This window comes from Nocardioides sp., assembly GCF_047607185.1.
In the GTDB taxonomy this organism is placed as follows: domain Bacteria; phylum Actinomycetota; class Actinomycetes; order Propionibacteriales; family Nocardioidaceae; genus Nocardioides.
The window spans coordinates 1-19,195 of sequence record NZ_JASGDQ010000077.1; the positions used below are offsets into that span (position 1 = coordinate 1).

General features: G+C 70.2%; 19 protein-coding genes. 10 read left to right on the top strand and 9 right to left on the bottom strand.

Annotated features, from left to right (window positions below; genetic code table 11):
• The first annotated feature begins 164 nt into the window (after positions 1–164).
• Genes rsmA through QM595_RS08780 form a run of 3 tightly spaced genes read left to right on the top strand, consistent with a single transcriptional unit; the run spans position 165 to position 3,765 of the window.
• Positions 165–1,001: a 16S rRNA (adenine(1518)-N(6)/adenine(1519)-N(6))-dimethyltransferase RsmA gene (gene rsmA / locus QM595_RS08770; protein ID WP_415171167.1), complete on the top strand. Its 837-nt coding sequence runs from the start codon at positions 165–167 to the stop codon at positions 999–1,001.
• Positions 998–1,909 carry a 4-(cytidine 5'-diphospho)-2-C-methyl-D-erythritol kinase gene (locus QM595_RS08775; protein WP_415171168.1) on the top strand — a complete coding sequence of 304 codons (912 nt, stop codon included), beginning with the start codon at positions 998–1,000 and terminating at the stop codon, positions 1,907–1,909. Before rsmA ends, QM595_RS08775 begins: the two co-directional genes overlap by 4 nt.
• A 20-nt stretch (positions 1,910–1,929) precedes the next feature.
• Positions 1,930–3,765, top strand: a complete 1,836-nt coding sequence (locus QM595_RS08780; RefSeq protein WP_415171169.1) for an ABC-F family ATP-binding cassette domain-containing protein — start codon at positions 1,930–1,932, stop codon at positions 3,763–3,765.
• 109 nt (positions 3,766–3,874) lie between these two features.
• On the opposite strand, the gene QM595_RS08785 is transcribed toward QM595_RS08780, so the two are convergent.
• Positions 3,875–4,363: a MarR family winged helix-turn-helix transcriptional regulator gene (locus QM595_RS08785; protein ID WP_415171170.1), complete on the bottom strand. Its 489-nt coding sequence runs from the start codon at positions 4,361–4,363 to the stop codon at positions 3,875–3,877.
• Positions 4,364–4,457: 94 nt separating this feature from the next.
• Between QM595_RS08785 and QM595_RS08790 the strand changes: the two genes are divergently transcribed.
• Complete coding sequence (locus QM595_RS08790; protein ID WP_415171171.1) at positions 4,458–4,922, top strand: hotdog fold domain-containing protein; 465 nt, start codon at positions 4,458–4,460, stop codon at positions 4,920–4,922.
• Here QM595_RS08790 and QM595_RS08795 read toward each other — a convergent pair whose 3' ends face one another.
• The 4 genes from QM595_RS08795 to QM595_RS08810 form a co-directional block, all read right to left on the bottom strand.
• A complete protein-coding gene (locus QM595_RS08795; protein ID WP_415171172.1) occupies positions 4,923–5,795 on the bottom strand; it encodes an amino acid ABC transporter permease in 873 nt (290 codons plus the stop codon).
• A 22-nt stretch (positions 5,796–5,817) separates the two neighbouring features.
• Complete coding sequence (locus tag QM595_RS08800) at positions 5,818–6,498, bottom strand: amino acid ABC transporter permease (RefSeq protein WP_415171217.1); 681 nt, start codon at positions 6,496–6,498, stop codon at positions 5,818–5,820.
• Between the two features lie 81 nt (positions 6,499–6,579).
• On the bottom strand, positions 6,580–7,410 hold the full coding sequence (locus tag QM595_RS08805) for a transporter substrate-binding domain-containing protein (protein ID WP_415171173.1): 831 nt from the start codon (positions 7,408–7,410) through the stop codon (positions 6,580–6,582).
• Between the two features lie 62 nt (positions 7,411–7,472).
• Positions 7,473–8,201: an amino acid ABC transporter ATP-binding protein gene (locus QM595_RS08810; protein WP_415171218.1), complete on the bottom strand. Its 729-nt coding sequence runs from the start codon at positions 8,199–8,201 to the stop codon at positions 7,473–7,475.
• 175 nt (positions 8,202–8,376) lie between these two features.
• On the opposite strand from QM595_RS08810, the gene miaB reads away from it, so the two are divergent.
• A complete protein-coding gene (miaB, locus tag QM595_RS08815) occupies positions 8,377–9,846 on the top strand; it encodes a tRNA (N6-isopentenyl adenosine(37)-C2)-methylthiotransferase MiaB (RefSeq protein ID WP_415171174.1) in 1,470 nt (489 codons plus the stop codon).
• Here the strand turns inward: miaB and QM595_RS08820 are convergent.
• Positions 9,843–10,304 (bottom strand): NUDIX domain-containing protein, encoded by a 462-nt coding sequence (locus tag QM595_RS08820; RefSeq protein ID WP_415171175.1) that lies wholly within the window; start codon positions 10,302–10,304, stop codon positions 9,843–9,845. The two genes, miaB and QM595_RS08820, sit on opposite strands and share 4 nt — an antisense overlap.
• Before the next feature lie 17 nt (positions 10,305–10,321).
• Positions 10,322–10,522 (bottom strand): antitoxin, encoded by a 201-nt coding sequence (locus QM595_RS08825; protein WP_415171176.1) that lies wholly within the window; start codon positions 10,520–10,522, stop codon positions 10,322–10,324.
• 67 nt (positions 10,523–10,589) lie between these two features.
• Between QM595_RS08825 and miaA the strand changes: the two genes are divergently transcribed.
• From miaA to QM595_RS08850, 5 genes are all read left to right on the top strand, one after another.
• A complete protein-coding gene (gene miaA, locus QM595_RS08830) occupies positions 10,590–11,504 on the top strand; it encodes a tRNA (adenosine(37)-N6)-dimethylallyltransferase MiaA (protein WP_415171177.1) in 915 nt (304 codons plus the stop codon).
• Positions 11,505–11,544: 40 nt separating this feature from the next.
• Positions 11,545–12,177 (top strand): MSMEG_1061 family FMN-dependent PPOX-type flavoprotein, encoded by a 633-nt coding sequence (locus tag QM595_RS08835; RefSeq protein WP_415171178.1) that lies wholly within the window; start codon positions 11,545–11,547, stop codon positions 12,175–12,177.
• Positions 12,170–13,000: a diaminopimelate epimerase gene (gene dapF, locus QM595_RS08840; protein ID WP_415171179.1), complete on the top strand. Its 831-nt coding sequence runs from the start codon at positions 12,170–12,172 to the stop codon at positions 12,998–13,000. The genes QM595_RS08835 and dapF overlap by 8 nt, the downstream gene beginning before the upstream one ends.
• Before the next feature lie 104 nt (positions 13,001–13,104).
• Positions 13,105–14,553 (top strand): GTPase HflX, encoded by a 1,449-nt coding sequence (gene hflX / locus QM595_RS08845; RefSeq protein WP_415171180.1) that lies wholly within the window; start codon positions 13,105–13,107, stop codon positions 14,551–14,553.
• A 32-nt stretch (positions 14,554–14,585) separates the two neighbouring features.
• The gene (locus QM595_RS08850) at positions 14,586–16,580 is read left to right on the top strand and encodes an ATP-dependent DNA helicase (protein WP_415171181.1); all 1,995 of its coding nucleotides are present in this window, start codon (positions 14,586–14,588) and stop codon (positions 16,578–16,580) included.
• Positions 16,581–16,596: 16 nt separating this feature from the next.
• Here the strand turns inward: QM595_RS08850 and QM595_RS08855 are convergent, their stop codons facing one another.
• Positions 16,597–18,264: an MXAN_6640 family putative metalloprotease gene (locus QM595_RS08855; protein WP_415171182.1), complete on the bottom strand. Its 1,668-nt coding sequence runs from the start codon at positions 18,262–18,264 to the stop codon at positions 16,597–16,599.
• Between the two features lie 88 nt (positions 18,265–18,352).
• The gene (gene lexA / locus QM595_RS08860; RefSeq protein ID WP_415171183.1) at positions 18,353–19,078 is read right to left on the bottom strand and encodes a transcriptional repressor LexA; all 726 of its coding nucleotides are present in this window, start codon (positions 19,076–19,078) and stop codon (positions 18,353–18,355) included.
• Positions 19,079–19,195 lie beyond the last annotated feature (117 nt).

Below are 19,195 nucleotides of genomic sequence, written 5' to 3' on the forward strand. Positions count from 1 at the left end.
CTCGCACTTCTGCCGACTCGGCCCTTGTGGGACTCGCACTTCTGCCGACTCGGCCCTTGTGGGACTCGCACTTCTGCCGACTCGGCACCTCCACGACCCGCACTTCTGCCGACTCGGCACCTCCACGACCCGCACTTCTGCCGACTCGCCGATAGGCTCGCGCCATGTCTGCGCCTCGCCTTCTTGGCCCTGCCGAGGTGCGGGGGCTGGTGGCCGAGCTCGACCTGCGGCCGACTAAGCAGCGCGGCCAGAACTTCGTCATCGACCCCAACACGGTCCGCCGGATCGTGCGCGAGTCGGGGGTCGGCCCCTCGGACGTGGTCATCGAGGTTGGACCGGGGCTCGGGTCACTGACGCTGGCGCTGCTCGAGGTCGCCGGCCGGGTGACCGCGATTGAGGTCGATCCGGTGTTGGCCGAGCGCCTGCCCCGGACGATCGCCGAGCTCGCCCCCGACCAAGCCGCCGCCTTCGAGGTGGTGCTCGCCGACGCGCTGCGCGTCGAGACGCTGCCGGGGCCGCCGCCGACCGCGCTGGTCGCCAACCTGCCCTACAACGTCTCGGTCCCGGTGCTGCTCCACCTGATGAGCCTGCTGCCGAGCCTGGAGCGCGGCCTGGTGATGGTGCAGGCCGAGGTCGCCGACCGGCTGGCCGCCCGACCCGGCTCCAAGGTCTACGGCGTGCCCTCGGTGAAGGCCGCCTGGTTCGCCGACGTACGACGTGCCGGCGCGGTCGGCCGCAACGTCTTCTGGCCCGCTCCCAATGTCGACTCCGGCCTGGTCTACTGGACCCACCGCGAGCCGCCGACCACCACGGTTCCCCGCGCGCGCGTCTTCGAGCTGGTCGATGCCGCCTTCGCGCAGCGCCGCAAGGCCCTCCGCGGCGCACTGCGCGGCCTGGGCGTGACCGAGGAGCACCTGACGGCTGCCGGCATCGACCCGCTGACCCGGGGCGAGTCGCTGGCGATCGAGGACTTCGTCCGGCTGGCGGAGGCGATCGGGTGAGCGCCGCCTCGGTCACGGTCCGCGCGCCGGCCAAGATCAACCTCCACCTCGGCGTGGGCCGGCCTCGCGAGGACGGCTTCCACCCGCTGGCGACCGTCTACCAGGCCGTCGGGCTGTACGACGACGTCACGGCTACCGACGCCGAGGAGTGGTCGGTGCACACCATCGCCGACGCCCACCTGGACCTGGCGAGCGTGCCCGACGACGGCGACAACATCGCGATCCGGGCCGGCCGGCTGCTGGCCGCCCACCACAGCATCGCCCGGGCGGCGCACCTGGAGATCCACAAGGGCATCCCGGTCGCCGGCGGCATGGCCGGCGGATCCGCCGACGCCGCGGCAACGCTGGTTGCGCTGGATCGGCTGTGGTCGCTCGACACCTCCGACGACGACCTGCTCGCGCTGGCCGCCCGGCTCGGCTCCGACGTGCCGTTCGCGCTGCTCGGTGGCACCGCGCTCGGCGCCGGCCGCGGCGAGCTGGTCACCCCGGTCGAGGACCGGACCGCGCTGTGGTGGGTGGTGGTGCCACACGAGATCGGCCTCCCGACGCCGCTGGTCTACCGCCGCTTCGACGAGCTGGCGTCGTACGATCCGGCTGCCGGGGCAACCAACTCATATGACGTCCCGGCGGGGCTGATCGACGCGCTGGCAGCGGGGGATGTACCGGGCGTGGCGGCTGCGCTCGGCAACGACCTGATGCGGCCGGCGTACGACCTGAGGCCGGACCTGGCCGCCCGCCACCGTGACCTGGCGACGCTGGGCACGGTGCTGCTTTCCGGCTCCGGGCCGACCCAGCTCGTCCTCGCCGAGACGGCCGAGGCGGCGCGGCGGATCGCCGTCGAGCTCACCGAGCGCGGGCTGCCGCACTGGCTGGCGCCCGCCCCCGTCGCAGGCTGCCACGTGCTCTGAGCTGAGAGAATGGTCCCCTCATGGCCAACCTGTTGAATCTCGAGCACGTCTCGAAGTCCTACGGCATCCGTCCGCTGCTCTCCGACGTCAGCCTCGGCATCAACGAGGGGATGAGGATCGGCATCGTCGGCCGCAACGGCGACGGCAAGACCACCCTGCTGGAGGTGATGACCGGTCTGGAGGAGCCGGACTCCGGCCGGGTCTCGCGCGCTCGCGGGCTGCTGGTCGGCTACCTCCACCAGGGCGACCAGCTCGTCGACTCTCACACCGTCCGCGAGGCGGTCCTGGGAGGCCGCGACGATCACGAGTGGGCGGCCGACGCCCGGCTGCGCGAGATCGTCGAGGTGCTGCTCGCCGGCGTCTCGCTCGACCGGGCCGTGCTCGGGCTGTCGGGCGGTGAGCGGCGCCGCTGCGCGCTGGCCCAGCTGCTGCTCGGCGACCACGACCTGATCGTGCTCGACGAGCCCACCAACCACCTCGACGTCGAGGCGGTCGCCTGGCTGGCCGCCCACCTCGCCGCCCGCCCCTCCGCGCTGGTCGTGGTCACCCACGACCGGTGGTTCCTCGACGCGGTCTGCCAGTGGACCTGGGAGGTGCACGACGGCGTCGTCGACGCCTACGAGGGTGGGTACGCCGCCTTCGTGCTCGCCAAGGCGGAGCGGGCCCGGCAGGCCGCCGCCTCGGAGGAGCGCCGGCAGAACCTGATGCGCAAGGAGCTGGCCTGGCTGCGGCGCGGCGCTCCGGCGCGTACGTCGAAGCCGAAGTTCCGCATCGACGCCGCCAACGCCTTGATCGAGGACGAGCCGCCGCCGCGCGACCGGCTGGAGCTGTCGAGGATGGCGACGCAGCGGCTCGGCAAGGACGTCATCGACGTCGAGGACGTGGACCTGTTCCGGGGCGAGCGCCAGCTGCTGGACCACGCCACCTGGCGGCTCGGCCCCGGCGACCGGGTCGGCATCGTCGGTGTCAACGGCGCCGGCAAGACCTCGATCCTCGCGTTGCTGGACGGCTCGCTCGCGCCCGCCGCCGGGAAGGTGAGGCAGGGTCGTACGGTCGCGCTGGCGCATCTGTCCCAGCAGCTCGACGACCTGCTGGAGTCGACCGGCCCCGAGGCCCGGGTGCTGGAGGTGGTGGAGTCGATCCGCCGTACCACTCGCACCACCGACGGCCGCGAGCTTTCCGCCACCGCGCTGCTGGAGCGGTTCGGCTTCACCGGCGACCGGCTCACCGCGCGGCTGACCGACCTCTCCGGCGGCGAGCGGCGCCGCTTCCAGCTGCTCCGGCTGTTGCTCACCGAGCCCAACGTGCTGCTGCTCGACGAGCCGACCAACGACCTGGACATCGAGACGCTGAACGTCCTGGAGGACTACCTCGACGGCTGGCCCGGCACCCTGGTCGTGGTCTCCCACGACCGCTACTTCCTGGAGCGGGTCACCGACTCGGTCTGGGGCCTGCTCGGCGACGGCCAGATCTCGATGCTTCCTCGTGGTGTGGACGAGTATCTCGAGCGTCGCCTCCCCGCCCCCGCCCCCGCCGAGAGGTCCCAGATGGCCCCGCGAGAGGTCCCGGATGGCCCCGCGAGGGGTCCCGGATCGCCCCTCGAGACGTCGCAGATCGCCCCGGCCAAGGCCAAGGCGGGCTCGGCCGAGGAGCGCAACGCCAAGAAGACCCTTGCCCGTGTCGACAAACAGCTGGCCCGCATCGCCGAGCAGGAGGCGGACCTCAACGCCGCCCTCGCCGAGCACGCCGCCGACTACGAGCGGCTCGCCGACCTGGGCGCCCAGCTCTCCGCGCTGGCGGCGGAGCGGGAGGAGCTGGAGCTGGAGTGGCTCGAGGCCGCCGAGGTCCTGGAGTAGCGCTGTTGAGTGGTCACCTCTGCCGCCGAAATCACCGATCCGGGGGCAGAAGGGACCTCTCGCGGGGCGATCTGGGACCTCTCGGGGGGCCATCCGGGACCTCTCGGCGTCAGTCGCTGAAGGGAACCAGCAGCCGGCGGAGCAGCGCGGCCAGGTCCGCCTGCTGCTTGGGGGAGAGGCTGGTCAGGAAGGCGCGCTCGGCGTCCAGCAGGGCGGTGAAGGCGCCATCGACGGCGTCCTTGCCCTCGGGGGTGAGCCGGACGAGCACGCCGCGCCGGTCCTCGGGGTCGGGGTAGCGCTCGACGAGGCCGCGGGCGGCCAGCCGGTCGACCCGGTTGGTCATCGTCCCGGAGGTCACCAGGGTCTCGCGCAGCAGCCGGCCGGGGGAGAGTTCGTAGGGATCGCCGGCCCGTCGCAGCGCGGCCAGTACGTCGAACTCCCAGGACTCGATGTGGCTGGCCTGGAACGCCTCGCGCCGGGCCAGGTCGAGGTGGCGGGAGAGCCGGGAGACCCGGGAGAAGACCGCGACCGGCGCGAGATCGAGGTCGGGCCGCTCGCGCGCCCACGCCTCGGCCAGCTCGTCGACCTCGTCCCTCATGCACCAGACACTAACTGATCGAGAATCTTGACATCGAGACAACGGCGACTGGGTCGACGACACCGGCCGTCTACTAGCAAGTAACATGCGGCCTATGAGTCAGCTTGAGAGCCTGTGGAAGAGCACCAACCGGCTGCCGGTCGTCGGGAAGAGGATCTTCTCCCTGGCGTTCAGTCAGAAAGCGCCGTACTTCGGCTCCATCCGGCCCGTCGTGACCGAGCTGCGCGCCAACTACGCGAGCGTGCTGATCAAGAACCGCCGCCGGGTCCACAACCACATCGGCACCGTCCACGCCATCGCGCTGTGCAACGGCCTGGAGATGGCGATGGGCGCGCTTGCCGAGGTCACCATCCCCGCCGACAAGCGCTGGATCCCCAAGGGCATGGAGGTGGCCTACACCGCGAAGGCGACCTCCGACATCACCTGCGTCGCCGAGACCGACCAGGAGCAGTGGGACGCCGCCGAGGGCGACCTGGACGTGCGGGTCAAGGGCGTGCGCACCGACGGCACCGTCGTGATCGAGGGCGTCATCAGGCTCTGGGTGACGCTCAAGAAGTAGTCAGAAGGTGTTGGTCGTCTGTGCGGTCGTCTCGGCGTCGGCCGCCGCCTGAACCTCGAGCGGGATCGCGCTGACCGTCTTGCGGGTGCGCTTCTCCAGCTGGTCGGCGACGAAGCTGAGCAGGTTGTTGAGGATGATGTAGACGGCCGCGATCACGATGGCCGCCGGCACCATGTTGCGAGCGCCCTGACTGCCCAGCTTGTTGAGCTGGTTCAGCAGCTCGACGTAGCCGATGATGTAGCCCAGCGCGGTGTCCTTGAGCACCACCACGAGCTGGGCCACGATGGCCGGCAGCATGGCCCGCAGCGCCTGCGGCAGCAGGACCAGCCGCATCGTCTGCCCCTGGGTCAGGCCCACCGCCAGGCCCGCCTCGCGCTGGCCGCTCGGCAGCGAGTTGACACCGGCCCGGACGATCTCGGCGATGACCGACCCGTTGTAGAGCATCAGCCCGAGTACGACGGCCACGAACGGATTCGCGTCGAGCCCGAGCGAGGGCCACAACGCGTAGATGAACAGCATCAGCAGCAGCAGCGGGATCGCCCGGAAGAACTCGATCACCGCCACCGAGGCCCAGGAGACCCATCGGTTGCCCGACATCCGGCCGACGCCGAAGACCAGCCCGAAGGCGATCGAGAGCACTGCGCCGGCGACGAACGCCTTCAGCGTGCCGAGCAGGCCGGGGATGACGAAGTTGTCCCAGGTGCCCCACTCGAACAGCGGCTTCCACTTCTCGCCGGCCCACTGGCCGGTCTCGTCGAACTTCGCATAGACGAACCAGGCGATCGCGAGCAGGATCACCACGCCGACGATGTTGAGGACGAGGTTGCGGACGCGGGCACGCGGCCCAGGTACGTCGTAGAGGACGCTGGTCATCGGAGCCTCCGCTCGCAGTGACTCATCGCAGGACTCCCCACTTCTTGGCCGCCCACGAGGTCAGGAAGCCCATCGGCAGCGTGATGATCATGTAGCCGACGGCGAAGACCGCGAAGATCAGCCAGATCTTGTCGGCATAGATCTCGAGCAGGCTCTTCATCTGGCCGGCGGTGTCGTTGACCTGGCTGGCGGTGGTCACGCCGATGGTCACGCAGATGGTGGTGTTCTTGACGAGCGCGATGTAGACGCTGCCCATCGGGGCGATGACCGCCCGCAGCGCCTGCGGCAGTACGACGAGCCGGAGGTTCTGCATGAAGCTCAGGCCGAGCGACCGGGCGGCCTCGGCCTGGCCGGGCGGGACGGTGTTGATGCCGGCACGCATCACCTCGCAGACGAACGAGGCGGTGTAGACGCTGAACCCGATCACCGCCAGCCAGAAGTTGTTGGTGGGGATGTTGTCGCTGAGATTGAGGTGCAGCTGGTAGCTGAGGCCGAACAGGCAGAAGAAGATGATCAGCGTCAGCGGGGTGTTGCGGAAGACATTGACCCAGCTCGCCCCGATCCAGCGCAGGATCGGCACCGGCGAGACCCGGAAGCCCGCCAGGACGACGCCGAGGACGAGCGCGATGAGGCCGGCGTAGATGGCGAGCCTGATGTTGAGCCAGAACCCCTGCAGGATGTGGGGCAGCTCGTCGATGATCACGTCCAAGACGTCGTACCTCCCCTAGGTGGGCGCGGTCGGCCGGACCGGCCCGGGCGACACCGCCCGGGCCGGTGGCGTGGATCAGTAGCGGTCGACAGCGGGCGGGTCGGGCAGCGTGTAGCCGGACTCGCCGAGGTTGTCGTCGAACGCCTTCTCCCAAGCGCCGTCGGCGAAGGACGCCTCGATGAGGTCGTTGATCTTGTCGCGATCCTCCGAGCCCTTCGGGAGGCCGACGCCGTAGCGCTCCTCGCTGAACGGCTGGCCGACGACCTTGAGCTCGCCGGGGTACTGCTGGGCGTAGCCGGCCAGGATGATGTCGTCGGTGGTCAGTGCGTCGATCTGACCGCCCAGCAGTGCCTCGACGCACTTGGAGTAGGAGTCGAACTCCTGCAGCTGGACGTTGGTCGAGTAGGTGTCCTTGACCTTCTGCGCCGAGGTCGAGCCGGTCACCGAGCACAGCTTCTTGCCGTCGAGGGTGTCGGGTCCGGTGATGTCGGTGTTGTCGGCGGTGACCAGCAGGTCCTGGCCGGCGATGTAGTAGGGGCCGGCGAAGTCGACCTTCTGCTTGCGCTCGTCGGTGATGGAGTAGGTCGCCAGGATCATGTCGACGGTGCCGTTCTCGAGGAACGTCTCACGGTTGGCCGAGACCGCCTCGACCCATTCGATGTCGTCCTCGCTGTAGCCCAGGCCCTCGGCGATGTATTTGGCCATGTCCACGTCGAAGCCCGAGTAGCTGCCGTCGGAGTTCTTCAGGCCGAGGCCGGGCTGGTCGAACTTGATGCCGATCTTGATGGTTCCGCCGCCGCTGTCAGAGGCGGTGTCCCCGCTGTCACTGTCGCTGCCGCCACACGCAGCCAGGCTGATGGTCAACCCCAGCGCCGCGAGACCGGCCAACATCTTCGTAGGTCGCACTGTTCTCTCCTCCTCAGCCCGCCCGGTCGGGTCGGGTCGTCCCTTGGTGGTTCCCTGTCTGGTCAGTGTTTGATGATCTTGCCCAGGAAGTCCTTGGCCCGCTCGCTCTGCGGGTTGCTGAAGAACTCCTCGGGGGTGTTCTGCTCGACGATCTGGCCGTCGGCCATGAAGACGACCCGGTCGGCCGCGGTGCGCGCGAAGCCCATCTCGTGAGTGACCACGACCATCGTCATGCCCTGCTTGGCGAGGTCGACCATGACGGCGAGCACCTCCTTGATCATCTCCGGGTCGAGCGCCGAGGTGGGCTCGTCGAAGAGGATCGCCTTGGGGTTCATCGCCAGCGACCGGGCGATCGCCACCCGCTGCTGCTGGCCGCCGGAGAGCTGGGCGGGGTACTTCCGGGCCTGCCCGGCGACGCCCACTCGCTTGAGCAACTCCTGGGCCTGCGCCTCGGCCTTGGCCTTGGGCATCTTCAGCACCTTCATCGGCGCCAGCGTGACGTTCTCCAGGATCGTCTTGTGGGCGAAGAGGTTGAAGCTCTGGAAGCACATGCCGACCTCGGCACGCAGCCGGGCCAGCGCCTTCCCCTCGGCCGGCAGCGGCTGGCCGTCGAGGGTGATGCTGCCCTGCTGGATGGTCTCGAGCCGGTTGATGGTCCGACACAGCGTCGACTTGCCGGAGCCGGACGGGCCGATGACCACGACGACCTCGCCTCGCTTGATGGTGAGGTTGACGTCCTGAAGGACGTGGAGGTCGCCGTACCACTTGTTGACACCCTCGAGCACGATCAGGGGCTCACCGACAGCTGCCGACGTCCCCGAAGACTCCGTCACAGTCATGCGCGGGACCCTAACCGCTGGGGTCCGTCGTTTGCCATGGGTAGAGGGGAATGGAGCGGAATTCGTCACACGACCGTAATCGGTCGATTCTGGCGATCCCGCCGTCGGCCGTACCCTTCTTGGTGCCATGTCTCGCACGTATGAGGTCCGTACCTACGGCTGTCAGATGAATGTCCACGACTCCGAGCGGCTCTCCGGGCTGCTGGAGGACGCGGGCTATCTCAGCGTGCCCGAGGGGGAGCAGGCCGACGTCGTCGTCTTCAACACCTGCGCGGTGCGCGAGAACGCCGACAACAAGCTCTACGGCAACCTCGGCCACCTGGCGCCGGTGAAGGCGCGTACGCCGGGGATGCAGATCGCCGTCGGCGGCTGCCTGGCGCAGAAGGACCGCGACACCATCACCCGCAAGGCGCCCTGGGTGGACGTCGTCTTCGGCACCCACAACATCGGCTCGCTGCCGGTGCTGTTGGAACGGGCTCGGGTCGCCGAGGAGGCCCAGGTCGAGATCCTGGAGTCGCTGGAGGTCTTCCCGTCCACGCTGCCGACCCGCCGCGAGTCGCCGTACGCCGCCTGGGTGTCGGTCAGCGTGGGCTGCAACAACACCTGCACCTTCTGCATCGTGCCCTCGCTGCGCGGCAAGGAGAAGGACCGCCGGCCCGGCGAGATCCTCGCCGAGATCGAGGCGCTGGTCGCCGAGGGCGTCTCCGAGATCACCCTGCTCGGCCAGAACGTCAACGCCTATGGCGTCGAGTTCGGCGACCGGCAGGCGTTCTCCAGGCTGCTGCGCGCCTGCGGCGACATCGCGGGGCTGGAGCGGGTGCGCTTCACCAGCCCGCACCCGGCCGAGTTCACCGACGACGTCATCGCCGCCATGGCCGAGACCCCCAACGTGATGCCGAGCCTGCACATGCCGCTGCAGTCCGGCTCGGACAAGGTGCTGCGCGCGATGCGCCGCTCCTACCGCTCCACCAAGTTCCTCGGGATCATCTCGAAGGTGCGCCAGGCGATCCCCGACGCGGCGATCACCACCGACATCATCGTCGGCTTCCCGGGCGAGACCGAGGAGGACTTCGCCGAGACCCTGCGCGTGGTCCGGGAGTCGCGCTTCTCCAGCGCCTTCACCTTCCAATACTCCAAGCGGCCCGGCACCCCGGCCGCGACGCTCACGGACCAGGTCGCGCCGGAGGTGGTCGCCGACCGTTACGCCCGCCTCACCGAGCTGGTCAACGAGATCGCCTGGGCGGAGAATCGCGCCCAGGAGGGCCGGGTCCTCGACGTGATGGTCGCCGAGGGGGAGGGCCGCAAGGACGCCGCCACCCGCCGGCTCTCCGGCCGGGCGCCCGACAACCGGCTGGTGCACTTCGCGAGCCCGGCGGCGGAGGTCCGCCCCGGCGACGTCGTCACCGTGCGGGTCAGCCGCGGCGCCCCGCACTACCTGGAGGCCGACGGCGACGCGCTCGCGGTGCGTCGTACCCGCTCCGGCGACGCTTGGCAGGCCCGCCAGGCTGCACCGGCGAGCACCGGCGTCTCGCTCGGAATGCCGACCATCGGCACGCCCCCGCCGCTGCCGGCCGCGCCCGCCTGTTCGGCCTCCTAGAAGCCGAAGGAGATGTACGGCGCCAGGCCGCCCTCGCGCAGCCCGGCCAGCACCGCCGCCTCGTGCGGCACCAGTGGCTCCGGCAGCGCGTCGAGCCGGAACCAGCCGAGGTCGTGCGCCTTCTCCGGCTCGCGAAGCTCCGGCTCGCCGGCCCAGGACCGGGCGGTGAAGAAGAAGTCGACGCGCTGGTCGATGGGCTGCTCGCTGCCGTGTCGCTGCATCGTGGTCGCGAACTCCAGCCCGACGGCGGTCAGGCCCAGCTCCTCGCGGGCCTCGCGCAGCGCGGCGGCGTAGGCGGTCTCGCCGCGCTCGACATGACCCGCCGCGGCGGCCGCCCAGTGGCCGGCCATATAGGGCACGTCGCCGCGCAACTGGAGCAGCACCTCATCCCCGGCGGCGCCGGGGCGCAGCAGAAAGACATAGGCCGCCGGGACGACGACGAATCTGTCGACGGTCACCGGCGGCCCATGACTCACTAGATGTCGTCGTCGGAGCCGTCGAGCCCGTCGAGGGCGTCCTTGGCCTTGTCGACGCCCTCGTCGATGTTGTCGCTGTACTTCCCACCGGTCTTGTCGTCGACGAGATCGCCGGCCTTGTCCAAGCCCTCGCCGATCTTCTCGCCCTGGCTGTCGACGGCCTTCTTGACGGCGTCCTTGGCCTTGTCTAGGAAGCTCATGATTTTTCCCCCATCAGGTTGTCGGTGGCCTCAGGAGCAGAGGCCGGTCAACTGAAACACTAGTGCCATGCCGCGCGCGCTGACCATGCCTCCCATCGTCGCCGTGGTGGGCGCCACGGCGGCCGGCAAGACCGGGCTGAGCCTCGACCTGGCCGAGGCCCTTGACGGCGAGATCGTGAACACCGACGCGATGGCCGTCTATCGCGGCATGGACATCGGCACCGCCAAGGTCCCGCCCGGGCAGCGGCGCGGCATCCCGCACCACCTGCTCGACCTCCTGGAGGTGACCGAGCAGGCCAGCGTCGCGGAGTTCCAGCGCCTCGCCCGCGCGGCCATCGCCCAGATCCGCGGGCGGGGCCGGACCCCGATCCTGGTCGGCGGCAGCGCCCTCTACACCCGCGCGGTGCTGGACCGGTTCGACTTCCCCGGCACCGATCCCGAGGTACGACGCCGGCTGGAGCTGGAGTGGGAGGCCGGCGAGCCGCTCTTCGCCCGGCTGGCCGAGCTCGACCCGGTCTCGGCGGAGCGCATCGAGCGGGACAACGGCCGGCGGATCGTCCGGGCGCTGGAGGTCATCGAGCTCACCGGGAAGCCGTTCTCGGCCCGGCTCCCCGTGCCGGAGTACGCCGACGACAACTCGGTCCAGATCGGCGTCGACATCGACCGGGACACCCTCGACGAGCGCATCAAGGAGCGGGTCGCCCAGATGTTCGCCGACGGGTTCGTCGAGGAGGTCAGCCGGCTGCCCGCCGAGATGTCGCGGACCGCCGCCACCGCGATCGGCTACCGCGAGGTGGCGTCGTACCTGCGTGGTGAGCTCAGCCTGGCCGAGGCGATGCTCAAGACGGCCGTCAAGACCAGGCAGTTCGCGCGCCGTCAGGACCAGTGGTTCCGCAAGGACGCCCGGGTGCGCTGGGTCCCCTGGGACGACCCCCGCCGGTTGGACAAAGCGGTGGCGGCGATCCGTAGTCTGAGGGGGTGAGCGAGGCCGGCCACGGCCGCGCCGCGAGCGGAGGAACGAGATGGCCTGGACCGAGATCACCAACCTGGACGACCTCATCGAGGTGGTCGGCCTGCCGGGCGAGCGCGCCGCCGCCAAGGGCCGCGCCGCGCTGCTCGACGTCGACCGCGCCTGGCTCGCCGCGAGCCCGTTCTGCCTGGTCGCCACCGCCGACGCCGCCGGCAACTGCGACGTCAGCCCCAAGGGCGACCCGGCCGGTCAGCTCGTCCACGTCCTCGACGACACCACCATCGCCATCCCCGAGCGGCCCGGCAACAAGCGAGCCGACGGCTACCGCAACATCCTGCAGAACCCTCACGTCGGCCTGAACTTCGTCATCCCCGGCCGCGGCGACACGTTGCGCATCAACGGCCGGGCCCGGCTGGTCAGGGACGCCGACTTCTTCGACGAGCTGGTGGTGCGCGGACACCGACCCGCGCTGGCGCTCGTGGTCGAGATCGAGGACATCTTCTTCCACTGTGCCAAGGCGTTCCTGCGCTCACGGCTGTGGGATCCGGAGAGCTGGGAGCCCGACGCGCTGGTGCCCCGCCGTGCCGTGATCGCCAACCAGGTCGAGCCGGTCCCGGGCATGAGCGTCGCGCAGTTCGACGACTACTACGCGCCCCAGAACTACGAGCGAGGCCTCTATGCCTAGCTACCCCTTCCTCAAGGGCCACGGCACCGAGAACGACTTCGTGCTGCTGCCCGACCACGATGGCAGCATCCACGGCCCACTGACCGAGGACCGGGTCCGGGCGCTGTGCGACCGCCGCGCCGGCATCGGCGGCGACGGCGTGCTGCGGGTGATCCGCACCGACGTCCTCGCCTCGACCTACGGCGACGACGCGGAGTGGTTCATGGACTACCGCAACGCCGACGGCTCGATCGCGGAGATGTGCGGCAACGGCATCCGGGTCTTCGCCCGCCACCTGGTCGACGCCGGCCTGGCCGACCCCGCGCTCCCCATCCCGATCGCCACCCGGTCAGGTCTCCTGCACGTCACGGTCGCCGGTGAGGCGATCACCGCCGACCTCGGCGCACCGAAGCTGCTCGGGTCCTCGGTGGTCAGCGTCGGCGACTGGTCCTGGAGCGCCAGACATGTCGACATGGGCAACCCCCATGCGGTCGCCTTCGTCGACTCCCTCGACCGCCACGGACCGGTCGGGGCGCTGCTCGACGAGCCCGGCTACGACCACGAGGTCTACCCCCAGGGCGTCAACGTGGAGTTCGTGACCCGAGTCGCCGAGCGGCACGTCGCGATGCGAGTCCACGAGCGCGGCTCGGGGGAGACCCGCTCCTGCGGCACCGGCGCCGGTGCGGTGATGGTCGCGGCCGCGGCCGCCGACGCCGCGCCCCGTGACACGCCCTACACCGTGGATGTGCCGGGCGGCCGGCTCACCGTCATCTGGACCGCCGAGGACCGGGTCCTGCTCGCCGGGCCGGCCGTGATCGTGGCCGAGGGCAGCACCGATCTCTGAGGTCGTGAAGGGGTTGTGAAGGATAGGTGACCCCGGGCACCACGAATCCTTCACAACCCCGCTCCGCACAAAGAGGTTGCCCCTCGCCGTACCCTTGACGGGAGATGACGAGCAGCAAACACGAAGAGATCGACCTGAGCCGCGAGCTGGAGGCGACCGAGGACTGGGACGAGGACGCCCCAGAGGACCCCAGCCTCGGCGCCATGGAGCTCGCCGAACGGCACGCCCTGCGACGGGTCGCCGGACTCCGCACCGAGCTCGAGGACATCAGCGAGGTCGAATACCGCCAGCTCCGGCTGGAGCGGGTCGTGCTGGTCGGCGTCTGGACCGAGGGCACCTCCGAGGAGGCCGACAACTCGCTGGCCGAGCTCGCCCTGCTCGCCGAGACCGCCGGCTCGGAGGTGCTGGAGGCGATCTATCAGCGCCGTCAGGCCCCCGACCCGGCCACCTATATCGGCCGCGGCAAGGTCGAGGCACTGCGCGAGATCGTGGTCGCCACGGGCGCCGACACGGTGATCTGCGACGGCGAGCTCGCCCCCTCCCAGCTGAGGAACCTCGAGGACAGGCTCGGCGTCAAGGTCGTCGACCGCACCGCGCTCATCCTCGACATCTTCGCCCAGCACGCCAAGTCCCGCGAGGGCCAGGCCCAGGTCGAGCTCGCCCAGCTCAACTACATGAAGCAGCGGCTGCGCGGCTGGGGTGGCAACCTCTCCCGCCAGGCCGGCGGCCGGGTCGCCGGCGGCGCCGGCATCGGTGGCCGCGGCCCCGGTGAGACCAAGATCGAGACCGACCGGCGCCGGATCAACACCAGGATCGCCAGGCTCCGCCGCGACCTGGCGGCGATGAAGGGCACCCGCGACACCAAGCGCTCCGAGCGCCGCCGCAACCAGATCCCGGCCGTCGCCATCGCCGGCTACACCAACGCCGGCAAGTCCTCGCTGCTCAACCGGCTCACCGGCGCCGGCGTGCTGGTCGAGGACGCGCTGTTCGCCACCCTCGACCCGACCACCCGCCGGACCCAGGCCAGCGACGGCCGGGTCTACACCATGTCCGACACCGTCGGCTTCGTGCGGCACCTGCCCCACCAACTGGTCGAGGCGTTCCGCTCCACTCTGGAGGAGGTCGCCGACGCGGACCTGATCGTCCACGTCGTCGACGGCTCCCACCCCGACCCCGAGGGCCAGCTCGCCGCGGTGCGCGAGGTGTTCGCCGAGATCGGCGCGGTCGGCATCCCCGAGATCGTGGTCGTCAACAAGGCCGACATCGCCGACCCGCTGGTGCTCGGCCGGCTGCAGCGCGCCGAGCCGCACTCCGTCGTGGTCTCCGCGCACACCGGCGAGGGCATCGAGGACGCTCTGCGTGCCATCGAGGCCGATCTGCCGCACCCGGCGGTGGCCTTCGAGGCGCTGCTGCCCTACAGCCGCGGCGACCTGGTCAACAAGATCCACCAGCACGGCGAGATCGACTCCCTGGAGCACACCGGCGACGGCACCCTGGTGCGGGGACGGGCCAGTGAGGCGCTTGCCGGAGAGCTCGCCACCTACGCCGTCTGAGGACTGTCCCCGGGGCTCGTTAAGGTTGCCGGGTGGCCGGCGCGGAGAGTGTTCGAGGGAGTGTTCGCGAGACGCTTCTCGCCGCCGTCGAGGCCCTCGGCGGCAGCGAGCGCGCCGGCCAGATCCAGATGGCCGAGGCGGTCGCCGCGGCGCTGAGCGACCAGGAGCATCTGCTCGTCCAGGCCGGCACCGGCACCGGCAAGTCGCTGGCCTATCTGGTGCCCAGCCTGCTGCACGACCAACGGGTCGTGGTCGCCACCGCCACCCTTGCGCTGCAGCATCAGCTGGTCGAGCGCGACATCCCACGACTGGTCGAGGCGCTCGCGGGAAGGCAGCTGGACACGTCGTACGCCGTGCTCAAGGGTCGCGGCAACTACGCCTGTCTCCACCGGATCCGCGAGGGCGTGCCCGACGACCAGGGCACCCTGTCCATGGACATCCCCGTCGGGCCGCTGGCCACCAAGGTGTTGGAGCTGCGGGCCTGGGCGGAGGAGCAGGCCGAGAGCCAGGGGCCTGGCGACAAGGACTCCGCGCCGCGCCACACCGACCGGGAGTGGCGCCAGATCAGCGTCAGCCATCGCGAGTGCCTGGGCGCCGCGAAGTGCCCCTTCGGCCAGGAGTGCTTCGCCGAGCGGGCCCGCGACAAGGCCCAGCGGAGCCAACTGGTCGTCACCAACCACTCGCTGCTCGCCATCGACGCCATCGAGGGCATCCCGATGATCCCGGAGTACGACGCGGTGATCATCGACGAGGCGCACGAGCTGGTCGCTCGGGTCACCCAGGCGGCGACCGCCGAGCTCGGCGCGGTCGAGATCGAGCGGGCAGCGCGACGCAGCCAGCGGCACGTGGACGGGGAGCAGGCCGACGACCTGGCCGACGCCGCCGACGCGCTGCGCGTGGCGATGCTGGAGGCCAGCCCGGGGCGGTTCGACACCCTCACGGCCGACCTCCACGACGCCCTGGCGCTGGTGCGCGACGCGGCGCGCAGCTGTCTGTCGGCCTACCCCAAGCAGACCGGTCCGAAGGACGAGCAGGGCGCCGACGCGGCGCTGCAGCAGGCCAAGGGGATGGTGCAGGACGTCTTCACCGTCGCCGAGCGGATGGCCGCCAACTCCGAGGCCGACGTGCTGTGGCTCTCCGAGGGCAACGACCGAGGGCCGGGGCGGCTGCACGTCGCGCCGCTGCAGGTCCGGGGCCCGATGCGCGACAAGCTGCTGACGACCAAGACCGTCGTCTTCACCAGCGCCACGCTCAAGCTCGGTGGTGAGTTCGACGGGGTGGCCGGCAGCTTCGGGCTCAAGCCGACCGAGCAGGTCGCCGGCGCCGCCGAGGCGCAGCGGACCGAGGAGGTGCTGCCCTGGCGTGGCATCGACGTCGGCAGCCCGTTCGACTACGGCCGGCAAGGGATCCTCTACGTCGCCCGGCACCTGCCGCCGCCGGGCCGCGATGGCCTCGCCCGACAGCAGCTCGACGAGATCGTCGAGCTCGTCGACGCCGCCGACGGCCGCACCCTCGGCCTGTTCAGCAGTCGCCGGGCGGCCGAGGTGGCGGCCGAGGAGCTGCGCCGGCGGCTGCCCCACCTGACGACCCTGGCTCAGGGGGACGCGCAGCTGCCGGAGCTGGCCGCCCAGTTCAGCAGCGACCCGCATACGGTGCTGTTCGGCACCCTGAGCCTGTGGCAGGGCCTCGACGTGCCGGGCGACACCTGCCAGCTGGTGATCATCGACCGCATCCCGTTTCCGCGACCCGACGATCCGCTGATGAGCGCCCGGCAGCGGGCGGCGGACCGGGCCGGCGGCAACGGCTTCATGCAGGTCGCCGCCACCCACGCCGCCCTGCTGCTCGCCCAGGGCGCGGGCCGGCTCATCCGTACTACGACCGACCGGGGCGTGGTGGCGGTGCTCGATCCGCGCCTCGCCACGGCGAGGTATGCCGGATTCCTGACCCGGAGCCTGCCGCCGATGTGGCCGACGACCGACCCCACGACGGTCAGGAGCGCCCTGAAGCGGTTGGCCGCCTCGCCCTGATCCGCCTGGCCCCGACCTACCTCACCCGGACGGAGTAGCGCTCGGTGACCGCCTTGGTGGGCTGGCCGCCGTTGCAGGAGAACTCGGTCTTGCCCTTGTAGCACTTCGTGTAGGAGTGACTGGCGTTGACGAGCGTGAGCTCGACGAAGGCGACGCTCTCGCTGCTGAACGGCACCTTGAGCTTCCCGTTGCCGTTCTTCTTGAGCTTGACGAACTTGGTCTGCAGCGCCCCCGAGGTGAGGTAGGTGGTCACCACCGCGGCCGAGCCGGTCTTCTTCTTGGCCAGGTCGACGCTGATGGAGAGCTTGGCCTTCTTCCGGTTGAGCTTGACCGGGGTGAACCGCAGCGTGCCGGCGGCGAGGTGCTTGACCTTGAGCGAGCCCGAGGCCCGCTTCCTCGACGGCTTGAGCTTGATCGTCTTGCGCGCTTTGGTGGTCGGCCACTGGTTGACCGCGCCCTCGGCGTAGGAGGCCCAGGGGTGGCGGTTGGCGTCGGCGTAAGCGGCGAACAGCCTGTTGAAGTTGCCGCCGCTCGCCTTGACAGCGGCTGCCAGCGCCTTGATGGAGTACATGTCCGGACCGGCCACGGTGTCGGCGTTCTGCCAGGCCTGCAGCAGGAAGGTCGGCAGTGCGCCGGTCTTCGCCGACAGCCGCTCGTCGAGGAACTGCAGGAAGCTCCAGGTGCCGTAGAACAGTGGGCTGCGGGAGAGGTCGAGCGGGCGACCGGGGTGGGTCAGCGGCGAGTTGGCGAGGTATTGCAGGTTGTCGTCGATGTCGGGGAAGAGCTGCGTCTCCATGAAGACCGAGGTCGCCTCCATGAACCAACGGTCCTCGAGGTAGTCGTAGGCGAACTGCACCGCGTGGTGGTATTCGTGGGCCGCGGTCACCCGGAGGTTCTCGGCGGGGGTAAGGGGGAAGCCCGTGAAGTCGTTGTCGATCACGCAGAAGCCGGGCATGTCGATCTGGCGACCGCTCGGCGGGAAGAGGTACTGGCCGGTCTGGTCGCGGTCCACGGTGCAGTAGCCGTAGAGGCCCTGGCTACCCAGCTCCATGAGGTAGATGTCGGTCTGGTTCGAGCCGCCGTACTGGTCGGGGTCGCTGGCGAAGGCCTGGCCGAACTCGCCCTTGGGCAGGCGGTAGCCCGAGGCCTGGTAGGTCTGCGAGACCTGCGTCAGCACCGAGAGAGCGTCGGCGGCGTAGGCGTCGGTGGAGACCCAGGAGTCGATATTCTGGCTCGGGAACCAACTCTGCCAGGTGGCGGCGTCGGTGGGGTTGATCCAGTGGACGCAGACATTGCCCGAGCAGGCACGATGGAAGTGGAAGCCCGGGTGGCTGCTCGGAGCGGGGGTGTAGTCCCAGGGCCGCTGGAAGGCGTCGTAGAGGCCGCTGCCGGCGGCGACGACGCCCTGGTCGATCGCGACCGAGAGGTCACGCAGCGCGGTGGTGGCGTCCCGGCCGCTGCCGGACCGCAGCGCAGCGCGCGCCTCGGCAGGCGTCTTGACGCTGAAGAGGTCGCGCACCGTGGTCAGCTCGGCTGCCTCGCCCGCTCGAGCTGGCGGAAGATCGACCGTGCTGAGCAGCGGCTTCTTCGGATCGGGCTTGGCTGCCTGCGCGGTCGCCGGACTCAGCGCTGCGAGGACGAGACCGACCGCGAGAAGGAACAGGGCCAGACGGCGCACAGACATCAAGACTCCGGACAGGAACAGCGGACAGGACTTGCGACTATGTCAGATGCAGGTGACCAGCGGCCAGCCGCCTGTCCGGGCCGTGCTCTCAGAGCGACCTGAGCACCGCCGTCACCTTGCCCAGGATCTGTGCGTGGGTGCCGTCGATCGGCTCCAGAGCAGAGTTGTGGGGAACCAGCCAGACCTTCCCGTCCTTGCGACGGAACTCCTTCACCGTCGCCTCGTCGTCGAGCAGCGCCGCGACGAAGTCGCCGTTCTCGGCGGTCTGGGCCTGCTTGATGACGATGTAGTCGCCGTCGCAGATGGCCGCCTCGACCATGGAGTCGCCCTTGACCTTGAGCAGGAAGAGCTGGCCGTCGCCGACGAGCTCCTTGGGGAGCGGGAAGACCGCCTCGGTGCGCTCCTCGGCGAGGATCGGCGCGCCGGCCGCGATGGTGCCGACGACCGGCACGTTGACGGCGTCGGGGAAGACGTCGTAACCCGCCTCGTCGAAGTTGTCGCTGCCCTTCGAGATCGCCTGTCGCGCCTCCAGGATCTCGGGGAGGAACACCTCCAGGGCCCGGGGGCGGTGCGGGTCGCGGCGCAGGAAGCCCTTGTCTTCGAGCACCCGCAACTGGTGGGCGACCGAGCTGGTGCTGGTGAGCCCGACTGCGGCGCCGATCTCGCGCATGCTCGGCGGGTAGCCACGCTGCTCGATGCAGTCCTTGAGGTGCGCCAGGATGCGCTGCTGGCGTGGCGTGAGGCCGGTCGCGTCCGGAGGCCCGTCGGGCAGCTCCGCCACGCCCCTGCTCTTCTCGCTGGTGTTCTCTGGCATGTCCTCACGGTAGTCCCAACCACGGCCAGGCTTCAAACATCTGTTCGACTCCGGCGTGTTCGATGGTGCTCGAAAAAATGTTCGACGGATCGCTTGCGTTCGATCGAACACCTGATC

Bases quoted from the DNA above. Each gene is read 5' to 3' on its own strand.
- rsmA (WP_415171167.1), top strand. From the start codon at position 165: ATGTCTGCGCCTCGCCTTCTTGGCCCTGCCGAGGTGCGGGGGCTGGTG.
- QM595_RS08780 (WP_415171169.1), top strand. From the start codon at position 1,930: ATGGCCAACCTGTTGAATCTCGAGCACGTCTCGAAGTCCTACGGCATC.
- QM595_RS08785 (WP_415171170.1), bottom strand. From the start codon at position 4,363: ATGAGGGACGAGGTCGACGAGCTGGCCGAGGCGTGGGCGCGCGAGCGG.
- QM595_RS08790 (WP_415171171.1), top strand. From the start codon at position 4,458: ATGAGTCAGCTTGAGAGCCTGTGGAAGAGCACCAACCGGCTGCCGGTC.
- QM595_RS08795 (WP_415171172.1), bottom strand. From the start codon at position 5,795: ATGACCAGCGTCCTCTACGACGTACCTGGGCCGCGTGCCCGCGTCCGC.
- miaB (WP_415171174.1), top strand. From the start codon at position 8,377: ATGTCTCGCACGTATGAGGTCCGTACCTACGGCTGTCAGATGAATGTC.
- QM595_RS08825 (WP_415171176.1), bottom strand. From the start codon at position 10,522: ATGAGCTTCCTAGACAAGGCCAAGGACGCCGTCAAGAAGGCCGTCGAC.
- miaA (WP_415171177.1), top strand. From the start codon at position 10,590: ATGCCGCGCGCGCTGACCATGCCTCCCATCGTCGCCGTGGTGGGCGCC.
- QM595_RS08835 (WP_415171178.1), top strand. From the start codon at position 11,545: ATGGCCTGGACCGAGATCACCAACCTGGACGACCTCATCGAGGTGGTC.
- dapF (WP_415171179.1), top strand. From the start codon at position 12,170: ATGCCTAGCTACCCCTTCCTCAAGGGCCACGGCACCGAGAACGACTTC.
- hflX (WP_415171180.1), top strand. From the start codon at position 13,105: ATGACGAGCAGCAAACACGAAGAGATCGACCTGAGCCGCGAGCTGGAG.
- QM595_RS08855 (WP_415171182.1), bottom strand. From the start codon at position 18,264: ATGTCTGTGCGCCGTCTGGCCCTGTTCCTTCTCGCGGTCGGTCTCGTC.
- lexA (WP_415171183.1), bottom strand. From the start codon at position 19,078: ATGCCAGAGAACACCAGCGAGAAGAGCAGGGGCGTGGCGGAGCTGCCC.